Origin of the sequence: Acinetobacter nosocomialis, from assembly GCF_041021905.1 — a bacterium.
GTDB lineage: Bacteria > Pseudomonadota > Gammaproteobacteria > Pseudomonadales > Moraxellaceae > Acinetobacter > Acinetobacter nosocomialis.
This window is the reverse complement of the sequence record NZ_CP157432.1, coordinates 2757325-2773959: the sequence shown is the minus strand read 5'-3', so window position 1 is coordinate 2773959 and position 16635 is coordinate 2757325. Positions and strand designations below refer to the sequence as shown.

11 protein-coding genes are annotated in these 16635 nt (G+C 38.5%); 2 read left to right on the top strand and 9 right to left on the bottom strand.

Annotated elements, in window-relative coordinates; translation table 11 throughout:
- From ABLC00_RS12945 to ahcY, 6 genes are all read right to left on the bottom strand, one after another.
- The gene (locus tag ABLC00_RS12945; RefSeq protein WP_002052620.1) at positions 1 to 1239 is read right to left on the bottom strand and encodes a multifunctional CCA addition/repair protein; all 1239 of its coding nucleotides are present in this window, start codon (positions 1237 to 1239) and stop codon (positions 1 to 3) included.
- 91 nt (positions 1240 to 1330) lie between these two features.
- Positions 1331 to 3601, bottom strand: coding sequence for an NADP-dependent malic enzyme (locus ABLC00_RS12940; protein WP_002052468.1), 2271 nt, complete (start codon positions 3599 to 3601; stop codon positions 1331 to 1333).
- Positions 3602 to 3837: 236 nt separating this feature from the next.
- A complete protein-coding gene (locus ABLC00_RS12935; RefSeq protein ID WP_006580666.1) occupies positions 3838 to 6690 on the bottom strand; it encodes a bifunctional diguanylate cyclase/phosphodiesterase in 2853 nt (950 codons plus the stop codon).
- Between the two features lie 134 nt (positions 6691 to 6824).
- On the bottom strand, positions 6825 to 7547 hold the full coding sequence (locus ABLC00_RS12930) for a 16S rRNA (uracil(1498)-N(3))-methyltransferase (protein WP_004886148.1): 723 nt from the start codon (positions 7545 to 7547) through the stop codon (positions 6825 to 6827).
- A gap of 18 nt (positions 7548 to 7565) precedes the next feature.
- Positions 7566 to 8402, bottom strand: a complete 837-nt coding sequence (gene metF / locus ABLC00_RS12925) for a methylenetetrahydrofolate reductase [NAD(P)H] (RefSeq protein WP_004707740.1) — start codon at positions 8400 to 8402, stop codon at positions 7566 to 7568.
- Positions 8403 to 8473: 71 nt separating this feature from the next.
- The gene (ahcY, locus tag ABLC00_RS12920; RefSeq protein WP_000994845.1) at positions 8474 to 9856 is read right to left on the bottom strand and encodes an adenosylhomocysteinase; all 1383 of its coding nucleotides are present in this window, start codon (positions 9854 to 9856) and stop codon (positions 8474 to 8476) included.
- Positions 9857 to 10077: 221 nt separating this feature from the next.
- On the opposite strand from ahcY, the gene ABLC00_RS12915 reads away from it, so the two are divergent.
- On the top strand, positions 10078 to 10614 hold the full coding sequence (locus tag ABLC00_RS12915) for a cysteine peptidase family C39 domain-containing protein (RefSeq protein ID WP_004886152.1): 537 nt from the start codon (positions 10078 to 10080) through the stop codon (positions 10612 to 10614).
- 38 nt (positions 10615 to 10652) lie between these two features.
- Here ABLC00_RS12915 and ABLC00_RS12910 read toward each other — a convergent pair whose 3' ends face one another.
- From ABLC00_RS12910 to lipA, 3 genes are all read right to left on the bottom strand, one after another.
- Complete coding sequence (locus tag ABLC00_RS12910; RefSeq protein WP_000043121.1) at positions 10653 to 11036, bottom strand: carboxymuconolactone decarboxylase family protein; 384 nt, start codon at positions 11034 to 11036, stop codon at positions 10653 to 10655.
- Between the two features lie 103 nt (positions 11037 to 11139).
- Positions 11140 to 13605 carry an acyl-CoA dehydrogenase gene (locus ABLC00_RS12905; protein WP_004886155.1) on the bottom strand — a complete coding sequence of 822 codons (2466 nt, stop codon included), beginning with the start codon at positions 13603 to 13605 and terminating at the stop codon, positions 11140 to 11142.
- Between the two features lie 281 nt (positions 13606 to 13886).
- Entirely contained in the window at positions 13887 to 14900 is a 1014-nt protein-coding gene (gene lipA, locus ABLC00_RS12900) for a lipoyl synthase (RefSeq protein WP_001289255.1), read from the bottom strand.
- Positions 14901 to 15096: 196 nt separating this feature from the next.
- On the opposite strand from lipA, the gene sthA reads away from it, so the two are divergent.
- Positions 15097 to 16509: a Si-specific NAD(P)(+) transhydrogenase gene (gene sthA, locus ABLC00_RS12895; protein WP_002052850.1), complete on the top strand. Its 1413-nt coding sequence runs from the start codon at positions 15097 to 15099 to the stop codon at positions 16507 to 16509.
- Positions 16510 to 16635 lie beyond the last annotated feature (126 nt).

Here is a 16635-nt window from a genome sequence, read left to right as displayed (position 1 = left end):
TTAAGAATGGCTAAGGCTTTGATGTTGATTTTTAAACTCAGCTAAAGCCTCAATTCGATATTGAATGAGCATTTCACCAATTTCTGCACCCTTAATGTTCTCTGGTAAATCCTGAACTTTAATAGAGCGAACAATTTGCATCGCTTCACGCATATATTGAGCTTGAGGATACGGACGATCTTCTAGCCCTAATCTGCCTTTTGCATCACATTCACAGGCTTGGACAAAAGCTTCTACTCTTTCTGGACGACGTAAAACATCTAAGCGTTGTAATAGACGCCATAAAGTACCTGGCTTTAATGACATAATCTGGTGGCATTTTAAATGCTCTTTACACACTGATAATGCCAACTGCTTGGTTTGCGTTGGGACTCTTAAACGTTCACATAATTGAGTAACTGGTTTAATTCCACGTTCTTCATGCATGATATGACGAGGAAGCTCATCGGCTGGAGTAAGAGCCTTACCTAAATCATGCACTAAAACAGCAAAACGTACATCGAGTGAGTAATTCGATTTACAAGCTTGTTGTAATGACATAAGGGTATGAACGCCACAATCTACTTCAGGATGATATTCAGGACGTTGAGGTACACCAAATAAAGCATCAATTTCAGGAAAAAGATGTTTTAATGCGCCACAATCACGCAAAGTTTGAAAATAAATATCTGCATGAGTTTCCATTAAAGCGCGAGAGGTCTCTTTCCAAACACGCTCTGGTGTTAATGCATCCAGTTCACCTGACTCTGCCATGGTTTGCATAAGTTGCAAAGTCTCTGGCGCAATTTGAAAACCATATGGAAAATATCGTGCAGCAAAACGAGCGACACGCAAAACCCGTAGGGGATCCTCAGCAAATGCTTCTGAAACATGACGTAGAATTTTATTTTCTAAGTCGCTTTGACCACCATATGGATCATATATTTTGCCATCTTGATCCATGGCAATTGCATTAATTGTTAAGTCACGGCGAATTAAGTCGTCTTCTAAACTTACGGTTGTATCAGTAAAGAATTGAAACCCATGATATCCCTGACCAGACTTTCGTTCGGTTCGTGCAAGTGCGTATTCTTCTTTGGTTTGAGGATGAAGAAACACAGGGAAATCTTTGCCTACAGGCTGGAAACCTTGGGCGAGCATGTGTTCCGGCGTTGCACCGACAACAACATAGTCTTTTTCTTGATAGGGATGCCCAAGTAAAAAATCTCGGACGGCACCGCCTACTAAATACACTTGCATGAAAAAACCTCTATTCTTCAAGCAATCATGCTACAGAATAGAGGTTTTCTCAAGTGATTAGAGATGCTTTTCGTAAAAAGCAGTTTCTAAATTACTTTTCTTGTTGTTGAATTTCAGCAACAGTTAAAGCAGTCATATTGATAAGGCGGCGAGTCGTCGCTGTAGGTGTCAAAATATGAACTGGTTTAGCAGCACCTAGCAAAATTGGACCAATTGTAACGTTGTTACCAGAAGTTGCTTTTAACAAGTTAAATGAAATGTTTGCTGCATCTAGGTTCGGCATAATAAGCAAGTTTGCTGAACCTTTGAAACGTGAACCTGGGAAAGCATATTGACGAATGCTTTCGTCTAACGCTGCATCACCATGCATTTCACCTTCAACTTCAAGCTCAGGAGCTTGCTCAGATAAAATACGATAAACTTCACGCATTTTTTGAGCGCTTGAATCAGTCTGGTCGCTACCGAAACTTGAGTGAGAAAGTAAAGCTACGCGTGGTGTAATACCAAAGCGACGTACTTCTTCAGCTGCTAAGATTGTCATTTCAGCAAGTTGTTCGGCAGTCGGGTTAGTGTTTACATACGTATCAGCAATAAACAAGTTACGGTCTTCAAGCATTAATGCATTGAGCGTGAAGAAGTTGTTCATACCTTCTTTAAGACCAATAACGTTACGCACAAAGTCAAGGTGAATGTTATAGCTACTGTACGTACCACATAACATACCATCTGCTTTGCCGAATTTAACCAGAAGAGATGCAATTAAAGTTGAGCGACGGCGAGCTTCACGTTGAGCATATTCAACAGTAATGCCTTTACGTTGCATTGTTTGGTAGTAGTCTTTCCAAAACTCTTCATACATCGGGTTTTGTTCTTGATCTACAATCTCAATATTTACACCGTGTTGTAAACGTAGACCTAATTTTTTGATGTTTGCTTCAATGACTGCAGTACGACCAACTAAAATTGGTTTAGCTAAATCTTCATCAACTGCAATTTGAACAGCACGTAATACGCGCTCATCTTCGCCTTCAGCATATGCAATACGTTTAGGATCTGTTTTTGCTTGAGCAAAGATTGGTTTCATCAAGAATGCTGAGTTATAAACAAACTCAGAAAGTTTTTGACGATATGCAGAGAAATCTTCGATAGGACGAGTTGCAACACCTGAATCCATTGCTGCTTTAGCAACAGCAGGTGCGATTTCTAAAATTAAGCGTTGATCAAGTGGGCGTGGAATTAAGTAGTCACGACCAAATGAAGCAGATTTTTCACCATAAGTAGCTGCGTCAGCTTCTACGTGAGCCATACGTGCAATTGCGTGTACACATGCAATTTTCATATCTTCGTTAATTGTTGTAGCACCTACGTCAAGTGCACCGCGGAAGATATAAGGGAAACATAACGCATTGTTTACTTGGTTCGGGTAGTCCGAACGACCAGTTGCCATAATGACATCAGGACGTACTTCATGTGCATGTTCAGGCAGAATTTCTGGATCTGGGTTTGCTAATGCAAAAATAATTGGATTTTCAGCCATTTGTTTCACCATATCTTTGGTGAGAATACCTGCAGCTGAAAGACCTAAGAACATATCTGCGCCAGCCATTACTTCATGTAATTGAGTCGCTTTAATGTCTTGTACATAACGCTTTTTAGATTCATCTAAGCCTTCACGTGAAGTCGTAAGTAAACCACGAGAATCGGCAACAATGATATTTTCTTTATTTACGCCTAACGCGCAAAGTAAATCTAAACAAGAAAGGGCAGCAGCACCTGCACCTGAAGCAACGATTTTGATTTCTTCAATTTTCTTATTAACGATTTGTAAAGCATTTAATAATGCTGAACCTACAATAATACTTGTACCGTGTTGGTCATCATGGAACACAGGAATTTTCATGCGTTCACGAAGTTTCTTCTCAATATAGAAACATTCTGGTGCTTTGATATCTTCAAGGTTAATGCCGCCAAAAGTTGGTTCTAATGAAGCAACAATATCAACGATTTTATCTGGATCGTTTTCAGCAATTTCAATATCAAATACATCAACACCAGCGAACTTTTTAAACAGAACGCCTTTACCTTCCATTACCGGTTTAGAAGCTAATGGACCGATGTTACCTAAACCAAGAACCGCAGTACCGTTACTGACAACAGCAACTAAGTTACCACGCGCTGTGTATTTTGCAGCAGCTGAAGGATCACGTTCAATCTCTAAACATGGAGCAGCAACCCCTGGTGAATAAGCTAGAGCCAAATCTCGTTGGTTGACGAGTTGCTTACTAGGCGTGACGCTGATTTTCCCTGGATTTGGATATTCGTGGTAATTTAAAGCGGCCTGTTTTAAAGATTGATCGTCCATCTGAGTCTCTATTTGATACAAAAAAGCAAACTAGTCAAATCACTCATTTAGGGGGAGGCAACTCATTTCGTTTACTTTGCTTTAATTTTTACCAATTAAGAGAATAGTAGACGAATTGCCAATAGCCCCGTAGTGAGCTAAATGCTAAAGAATATAACACTACTTCTTTATTTCTCACAGTCAAAAACGCTCATTTTTGGAAAAACCAGCGCATGTAAAATAGACTGTTAAAACAATTATGAAATATACGTATTTGATTGTAGATATTGAATAATCTGATTTGGATGGAGTGGGCGACTAAAGAAATAGCCTTGTAAAAAATCACATTGTTGTTTTTGTAGATAAATGACTTGTTCCTCAGTTTCAACACCTTCAGCAACCAGTTTTAATCCCATACTTTTGCCCATCGCAATCATAGCATTGACAATCGCTTCTTGTTTTTGATCACCAATTTTAGAAATAAAGGCTCGATCTATTTTCAAAATATCGATTGGGTACTCTGTTAGATAAGCTAAAGATGAATAACCTGTACCAAAATCATCGAGTGCAATTGAAATATTGCGTTCTTTAATTGAATGCAATAATTTTTTCACATTATCAGTATTGTCTAATAAAGCCGATTCGGTAATTTCTAGCTCTAAATTTGAACCATCTAACTGATATTGTTCTAAAAACTCATCCAAGTCATTGAGTAAAAGGCCTCGATGAATTTGTTGGGCAACAATATTTACCGAGACTTGGATATCTGTATAGCCAGCTTTTTTCCATTCTTGTAATTGTTTGCCGACTTTATCTAAAACGACTTTACCGATATCAGAAATAAGGCTACTACGTTCAGCAAAAGGAATAAACATATTTGGCATAACTAGTCCTTTTTCAGGATGTTGCCAGCGAATTAAAGCTTCAAAACCCTTAACTGATTTGTCATTTAAATTAATTTTCGGTTGGTAATAAACAACGAACTCATCATTTTGAATGGCTTTACGGAGTTCTTGTTCTAAATCGGCTGTCTTATATGGATTTGTTGTTTTATTACAATAATAGCTAATAGTATTGCCGCCCAGACGTTTTGCTTCTGACAATGCTTGTTCAGCGTGGTTGTTAAGATGGTCAACTTGTCTGCCATGTTCTGGAAAACAAGCGACTCCAATAGATGCTGTAATAAAATATTCCTGCTGATCAATATAAAAAGGTGCATTCAAAGCTTGTAATATATTTTGACAATATTGCTCAATATTTGGGTGAATCGGTGATATTTCATAAATAATCGCAAAATCGTCCCCATTTAAATAAGCGACTAAAATAGCATTAATATTGGTGAGACGTAGACGCTGTGCAAATTGTTTCAGTAGTTCGTCACCACTATCATTATTTAAGAACTCATTAAATGCTCTAAATCTATCAATATTAATTCGAATTAATGCCAGATTTTTAAAACTATAAGAAGGATTGACTAAATATTGATGTAATTGATTGTAATAATAAAAACGGTTAGGAAGGTGAGTTAAACTATCATAATTTTTTAAATAAGATAAATGTTGCTCTTGGCGTTTTTGCTCAGTTAAATCACGTGCAAAACCAATATAATTAATGACTTGATTGTGTTCATCTTTAACTGCATTAATATGAAGCCATAAATAAACACTCTTACCCGAAGCAAATTTTTCATCAAACTGGCCCATATATTCACCAGTTTTAAGAAGTTGTTGAGTAATCGAGTCATGAAACTGTTGTTGCTGCAATTTCTGATTTATTGCGATGTTAAATAACTGCTGATTTAATAACTCAGATTTCGAAAAACCAGTTAATTTTTCATAATAAGGATTAACATCAATATAATTAAGTTTTTCATCTAGAATGAAAATTCCTTCAGCAGCTTGTTCAAGCACAATAGCGCAGAGTCTTAAATGCTCTTGATCTTTTTTTTCCTGATGAATATCTCTGGTCATTCCAACCATGCGTAAAGCTTTATTGGTTTTAGGATCACGGCTAATGACACGCCCTACATCATGAATCCAGCGCCAAGAGCCATTACGACGTAAAATACGAAAAGTAATATTGAAATGATCAGATTTTCCTTCCAAATGTTCTTTTAAACGTTCATCAAATAATTTTCGGTCATTCGGATGAATACGCTCTAATATGGCTTTGAGATGTAAAGAGGTATTTTGCGTTTGTTTTTGTTGATCAAAAAAAGTGATTTCTAGTTTTTGTTTTTCAATATCCCAGTCCCACGGTCGAATACCTGCAGTTTCATGGGCAAATGCTAAATTATGACGATGACTTTCAAGCCTCTCATTCATTTTGGTTAAGTCGTATGTTCTCTCACGTACTTTTTGTTCGAGTAAATGATTATTAAATTGAAGCTGTGCTTCAATATCTTTGGATTTATTTACTTCTTGTTGGAGCTGTACACATAACTCTTCAGCCCATTGAGTATGCTGTTCTGCGACTTGTACAAGTTGCTTATTTTTAAATAATAGTTGAGAAATTTTTTGATAGTTACGTTGAGTTGCATATGCACAAAGCAAAGTTGCTACAAAGGCTAAGTTATAAGCAAAGTAAAAAGGAAGTTGGGTGACTTGAGAATGGGTAAATTGACTAATAAGGAGTGGAACTGTACTTGGAATAAAGAGTAAATAAAAATATCGGGGCTGCTGAGTTAAAAAAGTAAGACCAATAATGTGTGCTGAAGTAATAAATAGGGCGATTAGGATATGAACATCGGATACGGAGATTAAGCTAGCTGGAAGCGAAAAATGAAGAACAATTATATTTATTCCCATTAAAATTCCAGAGAGCAAACAAATAGCTTGCAGGGTCAAATCAGTTTTTTTAATAAAATTAATATCGCGATATTGTGTTAAAAGTTTTGGAATAAATAATAGACAGGTAAAAATTAAAACGGTAAAGCCAATTGACCAAATAAATTTTGTAATGTAAGAAGTAAAGTAACAAGAGAAAATAAGGGCTGAAATTAGGCAAAGTAATATTAGGCTAATCAGATACCAGCGAATATATTGAATTGAGAGCCGGAGCTGTTCAATTTTTGTTTGATGCTGTAAATATTCTTCCTGAAGGCCAGACATAAGATTTTTCTATCCTATTTTTTTACATTTATACAGAAAGAATCTGATTTATCAGTGGAAAAAAATTTAAATTAATATTCATACAGTAAAAGTAAGTTAACTTTAATTGTTGATTTAATCAATGTTCAATTAGTTTATATGGATAAAAACCGATAATTTAAAATAGATAATGCCACAACAGGTGCAGTTTCAGTGCGTAATACACGATCTCCAATACACCAGTTCATAAAACCAGCTTGATTCGCTTGCGTAATTTCATTTTCGCTTAAACCACCCTCTGGTCCAATTAATAGGGCAAGTTCAGGCTGAATCCCTGACAATACATCTTTTTGTTCTTTTTCAGGAGCTAAAACAAATTTAGATACAGGAAGTTCAGAAGAGCTTAGCCATTCATTAAGCGAAATAGGGGCTAAAACTTCTGGGACTAAGTTAAGTCCACATTGCTCACATGCTGCAATCGCAACAGCTTGCCAATGGTCTAATTTTTTTTGGTCTCGGTCATATTTCAAGCGCATTTCACAACGTTCACTGGTTAAAAGCTGAATTTTGCTAACACCAAGTTCAGTGGCTTTCTGAATAGCATAATCCATTCGGTCACCTTTACTCATGACCTGACCAAGAATAGCTTTAAAAGGAGCGTTACGGTTTGCAGGATTAAAACTCTCAATTGTGACAAATGCATTTTTTTTATTAATTTCGGTCAATGTTGCGAGATATTCTCCGCCTTGTCCATTAAATAGAGTCGCTTGTTCTTGTAGTTGTGCACGTAAAACACGTACCCAATGATGGAATACCGATTCAGTCAGCTGAATTGTTGAGCCAACTGTAAGTTCAGTTTCGATAAAAAAACGATTCATTGGGTACGCCTTACAAAATTAATTTAAACCAAGATCAACAACAAGTTGACGAGTTGGTTCGACTTGGTTCATTGAATAGAAGTGCAAGCTTGGTGCACCACCTGCAATCAGGCGTTCGCATAGCTTAACAACCACTTCATGACCAAAAGCTTTAATACTTTCGCTGTCATCGCCATAGGCTTGTAACTGCTTACGGATCCAGCGAGGAATTTCAGCACCAGTACCATCTGCAAAGCGAATTAAGTTGCTTGCATTGGTAATCGGCATGATACCAGGAGCTACCGGAATGTTAATTCCAGCTTTTTCCAAACGCTCCATAAAATAAAAGTATGAATCTGGATTAAAGAAGAATTGGGTAATTCCAGCATTGGCACCAGCTTGTACTTTTTCAATAAAACGTTGGATGTCTGAATCAAGGCTTTCAGCTTGAGGATGCATTTCTGGGTAAGCTGCAACTTCAATATGAAAATGATCACCTGAGTGCTCACGAATAAAACGTACTAAGTCTTGAGCATAAGGAAGCTCGCCAAGACCAACCTGTCCAGATGGTAAGTCGCCACGTAAAGCGACAATACGGTCAATGCCTTGAGCTTTATATAAATCGAGTAGTTCAGCAATACGCGTCTTATCATCACCAATACAAGAAAGGTGAGGGGCAACAGGAGTGCCTTTACCGTTGAAATCTTCAATAGCGGCAAGTGTACGTTCGCGAGTAGAACCACCAGCGCCATAAGTAATCGAGAAAAACTCTGGATTTAATAGCTGTAATTCTTGGTGAACAATACGAAGTTTTTCAGCACCGGCATCAGTTTTTGGCGGGAAAAACTCAAAAGAAATAGGTGTACGTTTAGTCATGTCAAATCCTTGTAAACAGCGAAACATTTTTAGAAAAAAGGGCAGTCGGTTCACCGTCTGCCCTTAAGTTCTTAGTATTTGTAAGCGTCAGATTTGAATGGTCCCTCAACAGCAACACCTAAATAATCGGCTTGCTCTTGAGTTAACTGAGTAAGTACACCACCGAAACCTGCAACCATTGCTGCAGCAACTTCTTCGTCAAGTTTCTTAGGAAGAACTTCTACGCGAATTTTTGCAGCTTTTTCGCTTGCAGGAAGGTCAGCAAATTTCTCTTGGAATAAGTGAATTTGGCCTAAAACTTGGTTAGCAAAAGAACCATCCATTACACGTGATGGGTGACCAGTTGCATTACCTAAGTTTACAAGGCGACCTTCAGAAAGAAGGATAAGGTAGTTGTTTTCGTCTTCTGAACGATAAACTTGGTGAACTTGTGGCTTAACTTCAACCCACTTGTAACCACGTAAATAAGCTGTATCGATTTCTGTGTCGAAGTGACCGATGTTACATACAACTGCACCAGCTTTTAAGCTGTCTAGCATTGCGGCATCACACACGTGGTAGTTACCAGTCGTTGTTACAACAAGGTCAGTGTTGCCAAGAAGATCGTGGTTAATATCTTCTTTTTTACCTGTTTGTACGCCGTTTTTGTATGGAGATACAACTTCATAGCCGTCCATACATGCTTGCATTGCACAAATTGGGTCAACTTCTGTGACACGAACGATCATGCCTTCTTGACGTAAAGATTGAGCAGAACCTTTACCTACGTCACCGTAACCGATCACAAGCGCACGGCGGCCAGATAACAACATATCTGTTGCACGTTTGATCGCGTCATTTAATGAGTGACGGCAACCATATTTGTTGTCGTTTTTAGACTTAGTAACCGAGTCATTTACGTTAATTGCAGGTACTTTTAAAGTGCCGTCTTTCCACATTTCGATAAGACGTTGAACACCTGTAGTTGTTTCTTCGGTAATACCGTGAATACGTTCTAAAAGAGCAGGATATTTTTCATGAACAAGAGCAGTTAAGTCACCGCCATCGTCCAAAATCATGTTGGCATCCCAAGGTTGACCATTTACATTGATCTGTTGTTCTAAGCACCATACATATTCTTCTTCAGTTTCACCTTTCCAAGCAAAAACTGGAATACCGCGAGCAGCAATTGCAGCAGCAGCATGGTCTTGAGTAGAGAAAATGTTGCAAGATGTCCAGCGAACTTCAGCACCTAATTCAACAAGCGTTTCAATAAGAACCGCTGTTTGAATGGTCATGTGGATACAGCCAAGAATTTTTGCGCCAGCAAGTGGTTTAGAAGCTGCATAGCGTTTACGTAAGCCGATCAAAGCTGGCATTTCTGCTTCAGCAAGTTTGATTTCTTTACGACCGTAGTCAGCAAGTGAGATGTCAGCAACTTTGTAATCTGTAAATGAAGCATTAACCGCGTTCATCAGGATCTCCTAGGAAAAAATAGTATTGATCATTCTGTTCGCGGATGCCGTTGTTGGTTAAAACGAGTGTTTAACCGATCGTCGAGCCTGGCAAAATGATCTTTAGTGCCGATCATTTGTCGCAGCATCCCTCGACTAGCGAAACATTGTACTTGGAAAAGCTTTTAGTGCCAATCCAGTTTTGTTTATTATCTGCTTAATTACGACTTTAGATTTAAATTATGGCCTTAAATATTCCCGAATCTTTGGCAAACCTCGAGGCAAACAGTGGAGTTTTCGCAGTTTGGATGGTACTAAAGCATTATGGGGTACAAATTGATGTTGCTGAGTTGATTAAAGTTTGCAGATATGAGCAAGACGGTACCTATACGATTGCTTTAGCTGTTGCTTTAAAAAAATTTGGTTTTGATGTGTCCTTTTATTCAGATGATGATCCCAATATTAGCCCGAGCGAACGCATGAGCTATAAAGAAGCAAAGGTACTAAAAATTCCAATAGGATCTGCTTTGAGCTATCAAGATATTCAAGCTGCTATTCATAATGGAAAAATGATGATTGTGTACTACGACACTTTAGATGGCGTAGGTAATCAGTCACTGGTTTATTCTATAGATCAAAATGAAATTTGCTTTTTTGATAGTTTTGAGCCGATGTCGGCAACAGTTTTTGAGAACCAGCGTAATGTAGAAGGAATTTGCCGTCAGGCTATTATAATTGGTGAACGTAATTTAAATATTTATTCGACTACATTAAATTAGATCAAAGTGAGCCAGTAGAGTTCTGGCTCAGATTAAAGTTATTGTTGTTGATATTCTTGAATGACTTCTAAAGCAGCGCGAAAAGCTTCCTGAGTAGCAGGAGCGCCGCAATATGGCAAACTATGCAATAAAGTTTCCTGAATTTCTTCCACTGTACAACCATTATTGAGTGCACCACGGACATGGCCTTTAAGCTCGGTAGGAGATTTAAGCGCAGTTAACATTGCTAGAGTGATTAATGAGCGATATTTACGTGGTAGCACACCTTCACGCTGCCAAGTCGAACCCCAAGCATGTTCATTAATCCAGTCTTGTAAGGGCTGGGTAAAGGGTACCGTATTTTCTTGTGCACGTTTTACAAAAGCTTCTCCCATTACTTCTGTGCGTACTTTTAATCCATTTTCGTAATCTTGCTTAGACATTAATTTCTCCTAAAAATAAAAGCGTCGAGTGACGCTTTTATGGTTATTTATTAATTAATGCGAATCAAAAATGATTGCAATAGTGAATTGGTGGAGGCATCAGTCACACTATTTGATGAGGGTTTGATAAAGGCAAATCCTTGTCGAGTTTTTCATCAAAAACATCGGTAAGCATGCTGTCAAATCGAATTGCGTTGTATTGCAACAATTGTTGAGCTTCGCTATCAGAAATAAAGCCTTCTTTTGTAGCCTGCGCAATATTCTCTTCAAAAGTAAGCCCTGTAAATTTTCCTTTAGATTCAGCTTTCTTAAACTTATCCCAAAGTGGCTCGATGGTTCTTAAAATCTGGAATGTATGTTCCAGACGTCCAGTCACGTCATTAGGTTCAGTTGAATAGTACACATGGTGTTTAAGTTGCTCTCTAAATGGGTGTTCTTCCATCATAAGTTCAGCTACTTGTTGTTTTAACTCATCGTCAGGTTTTGAAATCATGCGGCCTAACGGGAAACATATCCATTTTACAAGTGCTGCTGGAAACTTGGCTGGGAAGTTATCAAATAACCCCCAAAATGCTTCCTGAATATTCAAGAATGCTTTTTGTAGTGCTAGTTTAGCATGCAGTTGTTCAGCTTCAGTTTTTTGCCCAGCTTCATAAAATTTTAAAATTGCAGTAGATATAAATAAATGCGCATGTATATCGGCTAAACGTCCTGATAGCATTTCTTTACGTTTTAAATCTCCGGCAAGTAAGCCAAGCGACATGTCAGAAACAAGTGCGAAGTTGGCACTAAAACGGTTAATCGTTTTATAGTAACTCGCAGTGAACTGATCTGATGATTGAGGTGCATCACTTGAACCACCTGTCCAACCATAAGCAAATGATTTTGCACCACGGTTAAAGGTATAGGCTAAGTGTTTAAATAACAGGTCATCGAATTTTTGAACTGCATTGGCTTTATCATCAGACTGAAGCAATTGTAGTTCTTCAAAAAGATAAGGGTGACAGCGCATTGAACCCTGACCAAAAATCATTAATGAACGGGTTAAAATATTTGCACCTTCGACTGTAATTGCAATAGGAATAGCTTGATAGGTAAGTGCAAGGAAGTTGCGGGGCCCAAGCTGAATGCCACGACCACCAGCAATATCCATGCCGTGATTAACCACTTTGCGCATGGTTTCAGTTGCATAGTATTTTGCCATGGCGGTCATCACGGCAGGGGTTCCGCCTTGATTTAAACCACATGTCACTAAATAACGGAATGCTTCAAGCATATAGGCATCACTGGCAATTTCACTGCTGGCTTCTTGTACACCTTCAAATTTGCCGACAGAAATATTGAACTGTTGACGAATTCTCGCAAAAGCACCGACAGTTAAATAGCTCATTTCACCTGCGGCTGTGGCTAATGCTGGAAGGGAAATGCCACGACCGACGCCTAAGCATTCCATCAGCATGCGCCAGCCTTTACCAGCATTTTCTTGTCCGCCAATAATCCAGTCAATTGGAATGAAGACATCTTCACCTTCTACTGTTCCATTCATAAATGGAGATCCGGGATAATGGCGTGCACCTATTTTCACACCTGAATGGCTTGCAGGAATGAGTGCGCAGGTAATACCGTATTCAGTTTTATTTTTATCACCGAGTAGACCTTCAGGGTCATAAAGCTTAAATGCTAAGCCAACTACGGTGGCAATTGGAGCAAGCGTAATCCAGCGTTTAGAGAAATTCATGCGTAGACCAAGAACTTGAGCGCCTTCATATTCGCCGTAGCAAACCACTCCCGAATCTGGAATTGCGCCTGCATCTGAACCTGCTTCTGGACTCGTTAAACCAAAGCATGGAATTTCTTCACCTTTGGCAAGACCTGGTAAGTATTGCTGCTTTTGTGCATCAGTACCGTAGTGCATGAGTAGTTCGCCGGGTCCTAAAGAGTTAGGGACCATACAACTCACTGCTGCGGTTAATGAACGTGAGGCAATTTTGCTCATAATACGACTTTGAGCAAATGAGCTAAATTCTTTACCGCCAAAGGATTTTGGAATAATTAGGCCTAAGAAACCTTTATCTTTAATGAATTGCCAAACTTCAGGAGGAAGGTCTTTTAATTGATGATGAATTTCCCATTCATCAAGCATACTACATAGCACTTCAACTTCATTATCGATAAAACTTTGCTCTTCTTGTGAAAGTGTAGGATAGGGATATTTTTCAAATTGCGACCAGTCTGGAGTCCCCATAAACAATTCTTTTTCCCACCAGCTTGTTCCTGCTTCTAAAGCTTCTTGTTCGGTTGTGCTGATGCTCGGCATTGAATTTGCCAGAGTTTTATATGCAGGTTGAGTAATTAAGTTAAACCGTAAAGGTTTAAACAAAATGATAATGCTCAGCGCAATAAGAGGAATACCTAAGAGTAATGACCATGGCGTTAAAATGAATGCAGTAAGTATGGCTACCGCAATCATAAGAACACTGCCAACGACCCTGTTTAGGTTAAAAAAGAAAATTGCCCATATTGCAATGAGCTGAATGACAATACTTAAAACAAAGAGTAGGAAAATCATACTTGCTCCTTGCTAGATAAGCCCTCAAGTTGGAAGTTACAAAAAAAGCGAGGAGAGATTAAGGCTTAACTAGCTAATTTTTTAATGCTGTTTAAATTTAATTTTTTATGTCGCAATTGATGTATATGCTAGAGCAGGGATATATCGTGCTTTTACATATAAGATATTTTTAAATGAATGTGTAATGGCTTGTTTTATCGATTTGTCAAGAAATGTTATTGATTTTCTTATACAAATAAAAAGCCCTCAGATTAGAGGGCTTTTTAAAAAGATTTACTAGATTAAGCTTCGACGACCTGAACCGCGATTTTTTTAGCAGGATCTACTTTACGACGAACTTCTGGTACTGGTTCACCATGATATTGGCGGTCAGCAAAATAACTTGAACGAACCATTGGTGCAGACCAGATATTTCTAAAGCCAAGTTTACGGCCATGCTCTGCATAGCGTTCAAACTCTTCTGGTGTTACAAAACGGTCAATTGGCGCGTGTTGTTTAGAAGGTTGTAAATATTGACCGATAGTCACATAGTCGACATCGTGAGCACGTAAGTCATCAAGTAATGCAATCACTTCTTCTTCAGTTTCACCAATACCTACCATCAAACCACATTTTGTTGGAATGTCAGGGCAGTATTCTTTAAACATTTTCAATAAGTTTAAAGAATGTTGGTAATCTGAACCTGGACGCATGGCTTTATACAGACGAGGTACAGTCTCAATGTTGTGGTTAAATACGTCTGGTGGACATTCAGTCATAATGCGTAAAGCAATATCCATACGTCCACGGAAGTCTGGCACTAAAATTTCGAGTAATGTATTTGGACTAAGCGCACGAGCTTCTTTAATACAGTCCACAAAGTGTTGTGCACCGCCGTCGAGTAAGTCATCACGGTCAACCGAAGTAATTACTGCATATTTGAGCTTAAGATTGGCAATTGTCTCTGCCATGTGACGAGGCTCATCAGGGTCTAATGCATTTGGACGACCATGTGCTACATCACAGAACGGGCAACGACGTGTACAAATATCGCCCATAATCATGAATGTTGCTGTACCACCACCAAAACACTCTGGTAAGTTAGGACAAGCTGCTTCTTCACAAACGGTATGGAGTTTTTGAGCACGTAAAGTCGTTTTAATACGCTGAACTTCTTCTGGTGCCGTCATCTTGACACGAATCCAGTCAGGTTTACGCGGCACTTCAACCGTAGGTACAACTTTTACAGGAATTCTTGCGACTTTTTCAGCGCCACGAAGTTTTACACCCTGTTCAGGTTTACGGTGTTCTGACATATTTAACTTTTCCACTCGTTTATAGAGACATTGACATTGTATTATAGCGGAGTTCTTTGGTTAATAGCGGAAAATAACTATTCATATAATAAATGTGGTTATTCAGAAATATAGGGTTGAGAAATACATAAATTCACCGCATATTAGTCATAATCTATTATAAAATATGGTCATTCAAGAGAGGAAGGAGCTTTCAATGCCACGTAAAAAAGAGGTCGTTAGTGGGAATTTCGTTAAGTACGATACGGTAGTTCTCGGTTCTGGACCTGCAGGTGAAGGCGCGGCAATGAAGCTTGCAAAAGCGGGTAAGCGTGTTGCAATTGTAGATGTGCGTGATCAACTTGGTGGTAACTGTGCTCACGTAGGGACTATTCCAAGTAAAGCATTGCGTCAAACAGTATCTAGTATTATCCGCTATCAACGTGATCCAATGTTTCAAAAAGTAGGTGAATGGAAACAGTTCACCATGAAGCAGGTTTTGCGTAATGCACACAAAGTAATTCAACAACAAGTTGATACACATACACGCTTTTATGATCGTAACAAAATCGGTGTATTCCATGGCCGTGCATATATTCAAGATAAAAATACAGTTTTAGTTTTTAGCCATGAAGGTATTAAAGAAACAATTATCTGTAAGCAAATCGTGATTGCGACAGGTAGTCGTCCTTATCATCCACAAGGTCTCGACTTTGACCATCCTCGCGTATTTGATTCAGATAAAATTCTTGATCTTGATTATTCAATTCAAAAAATCATTATTTACGGCGCAGGCGTTATTGGCTGTGAATATGCTTCAATCTTTATTGGTTTAGACCATAAAGTTGATTTAATTAATACTCAGCAAAAACTATTAAGTTATTTAGATGATGAAATTGCTGATGCTCTGTCTTATCACTTACGTGAGCAAGGAGTGTTAATTCGCCACAACGAGCAAATGGATCATCTTGAAACGTTTGATGACCACGTTGTTTTACACTTACAAAGTGGTAAAAAGATTAAAGCTGATGCGATTCTTTGGTGTAATGGCCGTTCAGGAAATACAGAAGGTTTGGGCCTTGAAAATGTCGGATTAGTACCAAATAGTCGTGGTCAACTTTCTGTAAATGATCAGTATCAAACTGAAGTTGAAAACATCTATGCTGCTGGTGATGTGATTGGTTGGCCTTCACTTGCTTCAGCTGCTTATGACCAAGGACGCTGTGCTGGTGCGAACATGAGTGGTGAAGATGCGAAGCCAGTGCGTGATATTCCAACAGGTATCTATACAATTCCTGAAATTTCTTCGATTGGTAAGAATGAACAGGAATTAACGGAAGAGAAAATTCCATATGAAGTGGGACAGGCATCTTTCCGACATTTAGCACGTGCACAAATTACGGGTGATACCGTGGGTGAGTTGAAGATACTTTTCCACCGCGACACTTTAGAAGTTTTAGGTATTCACTGTTTTGGTAATAATGCTGCCGAAATTATCCACATTGGGCAGGCAGTTATGCACAGCCCAAATAATACCTTGAAATATTTTGTTGAAACGACGTTTAACTATCCAACAATGGCTGAAGCATATCGTGTAGCTGCACTTAATGGTATGAATCGTTTATTTTGATTTTAAATAAGTTTTTCATAAAAAAGCCCGCAAACTTGCGGGCTTTTTTATTTTCATTAGACCATACGATTTTTATATTTTTATGACAATCTACAGAGTGATTTTCGTGTCTCATCTATTTAGTGT

Bases quoted from the DNA above. Each gene is read 5' to 3' on its own strand.
- ahcY (WP_000994845.1), bottom strand. From the start codon at position 9,856: ATGAACGCGGTTAATGCTTCATTTACAGATTACAAAGTTGCTGACATC.
- ABLC00_RS12945 (WP_002052620.1), bottom strand. From the start codon at position 1,239: ATGCAAGTGTATTTAGTAGGCGGTGCCGTCCGAGATTTTTTACTTGGG.
- ABLC00_RS12915 (WP_004886152.1), top strand. From the start codon at position 10,078: ATGGCCTTAAATATTCCCGAATCTTTGGCAAACCTCGAGGCAAACAGT.
- ABLC00_RS12940 (WP_002052468.1), bottom strand. From the start codon at position 3,601: ATGGACGATCAATCTTTAAAACAGGCCGCTTTAAATTACCACGAATAT.
- ABLC00_RS12905 (WP_004886155.1), bottom strand. From the start codon at position 13,605: ATGATTTTCCTACTCTTTGTTTTAAGTATTGTCATTCAGCTCATTGCA.
- metF (WP_004707740.1), bottom strand. From the start codon at position 8,402: ATGACTAAACGTACACCTATTTCTTTTGAGTTTTTCCCGCCAAAAACT.
- sthA (WP_002052850.1), top strand. From the start codon at position 15,097: ATGCCACGTAAAAAAGAGGTCGTTAGTGGGAATTTCGTTAAGTACGAT.
- ABLC00_RS12935 (WP_006580666.1), bottom strand. From the start codon at position 6,690: ATGTCTGGCCTTCAGGAAGAATATTTACAGCATCAAACAAAAATTGAA.
- ABLC00_RS12910 (WP_000043121.1), bottom strand. From the start codon at position 11,036: ATGTCTAAGCAAGATTACGAAAATGGATTAAAAGTACGCACAGAAGTA.
- lipA (WP_001289255.1), bottom strand. From the start codon at position 14,900: ATGTCAGAACACCGTAAACCTGAACAGGGTGTAAAACTTCGTGGCGCT.
- ABLC00_RS12930 (WP_004886148.1), bottom strand. From the start codon at position 7,547: ATGAATCGTTTTTTTATCGAAACTGAACTTACAGTTGGCTCAACAATT.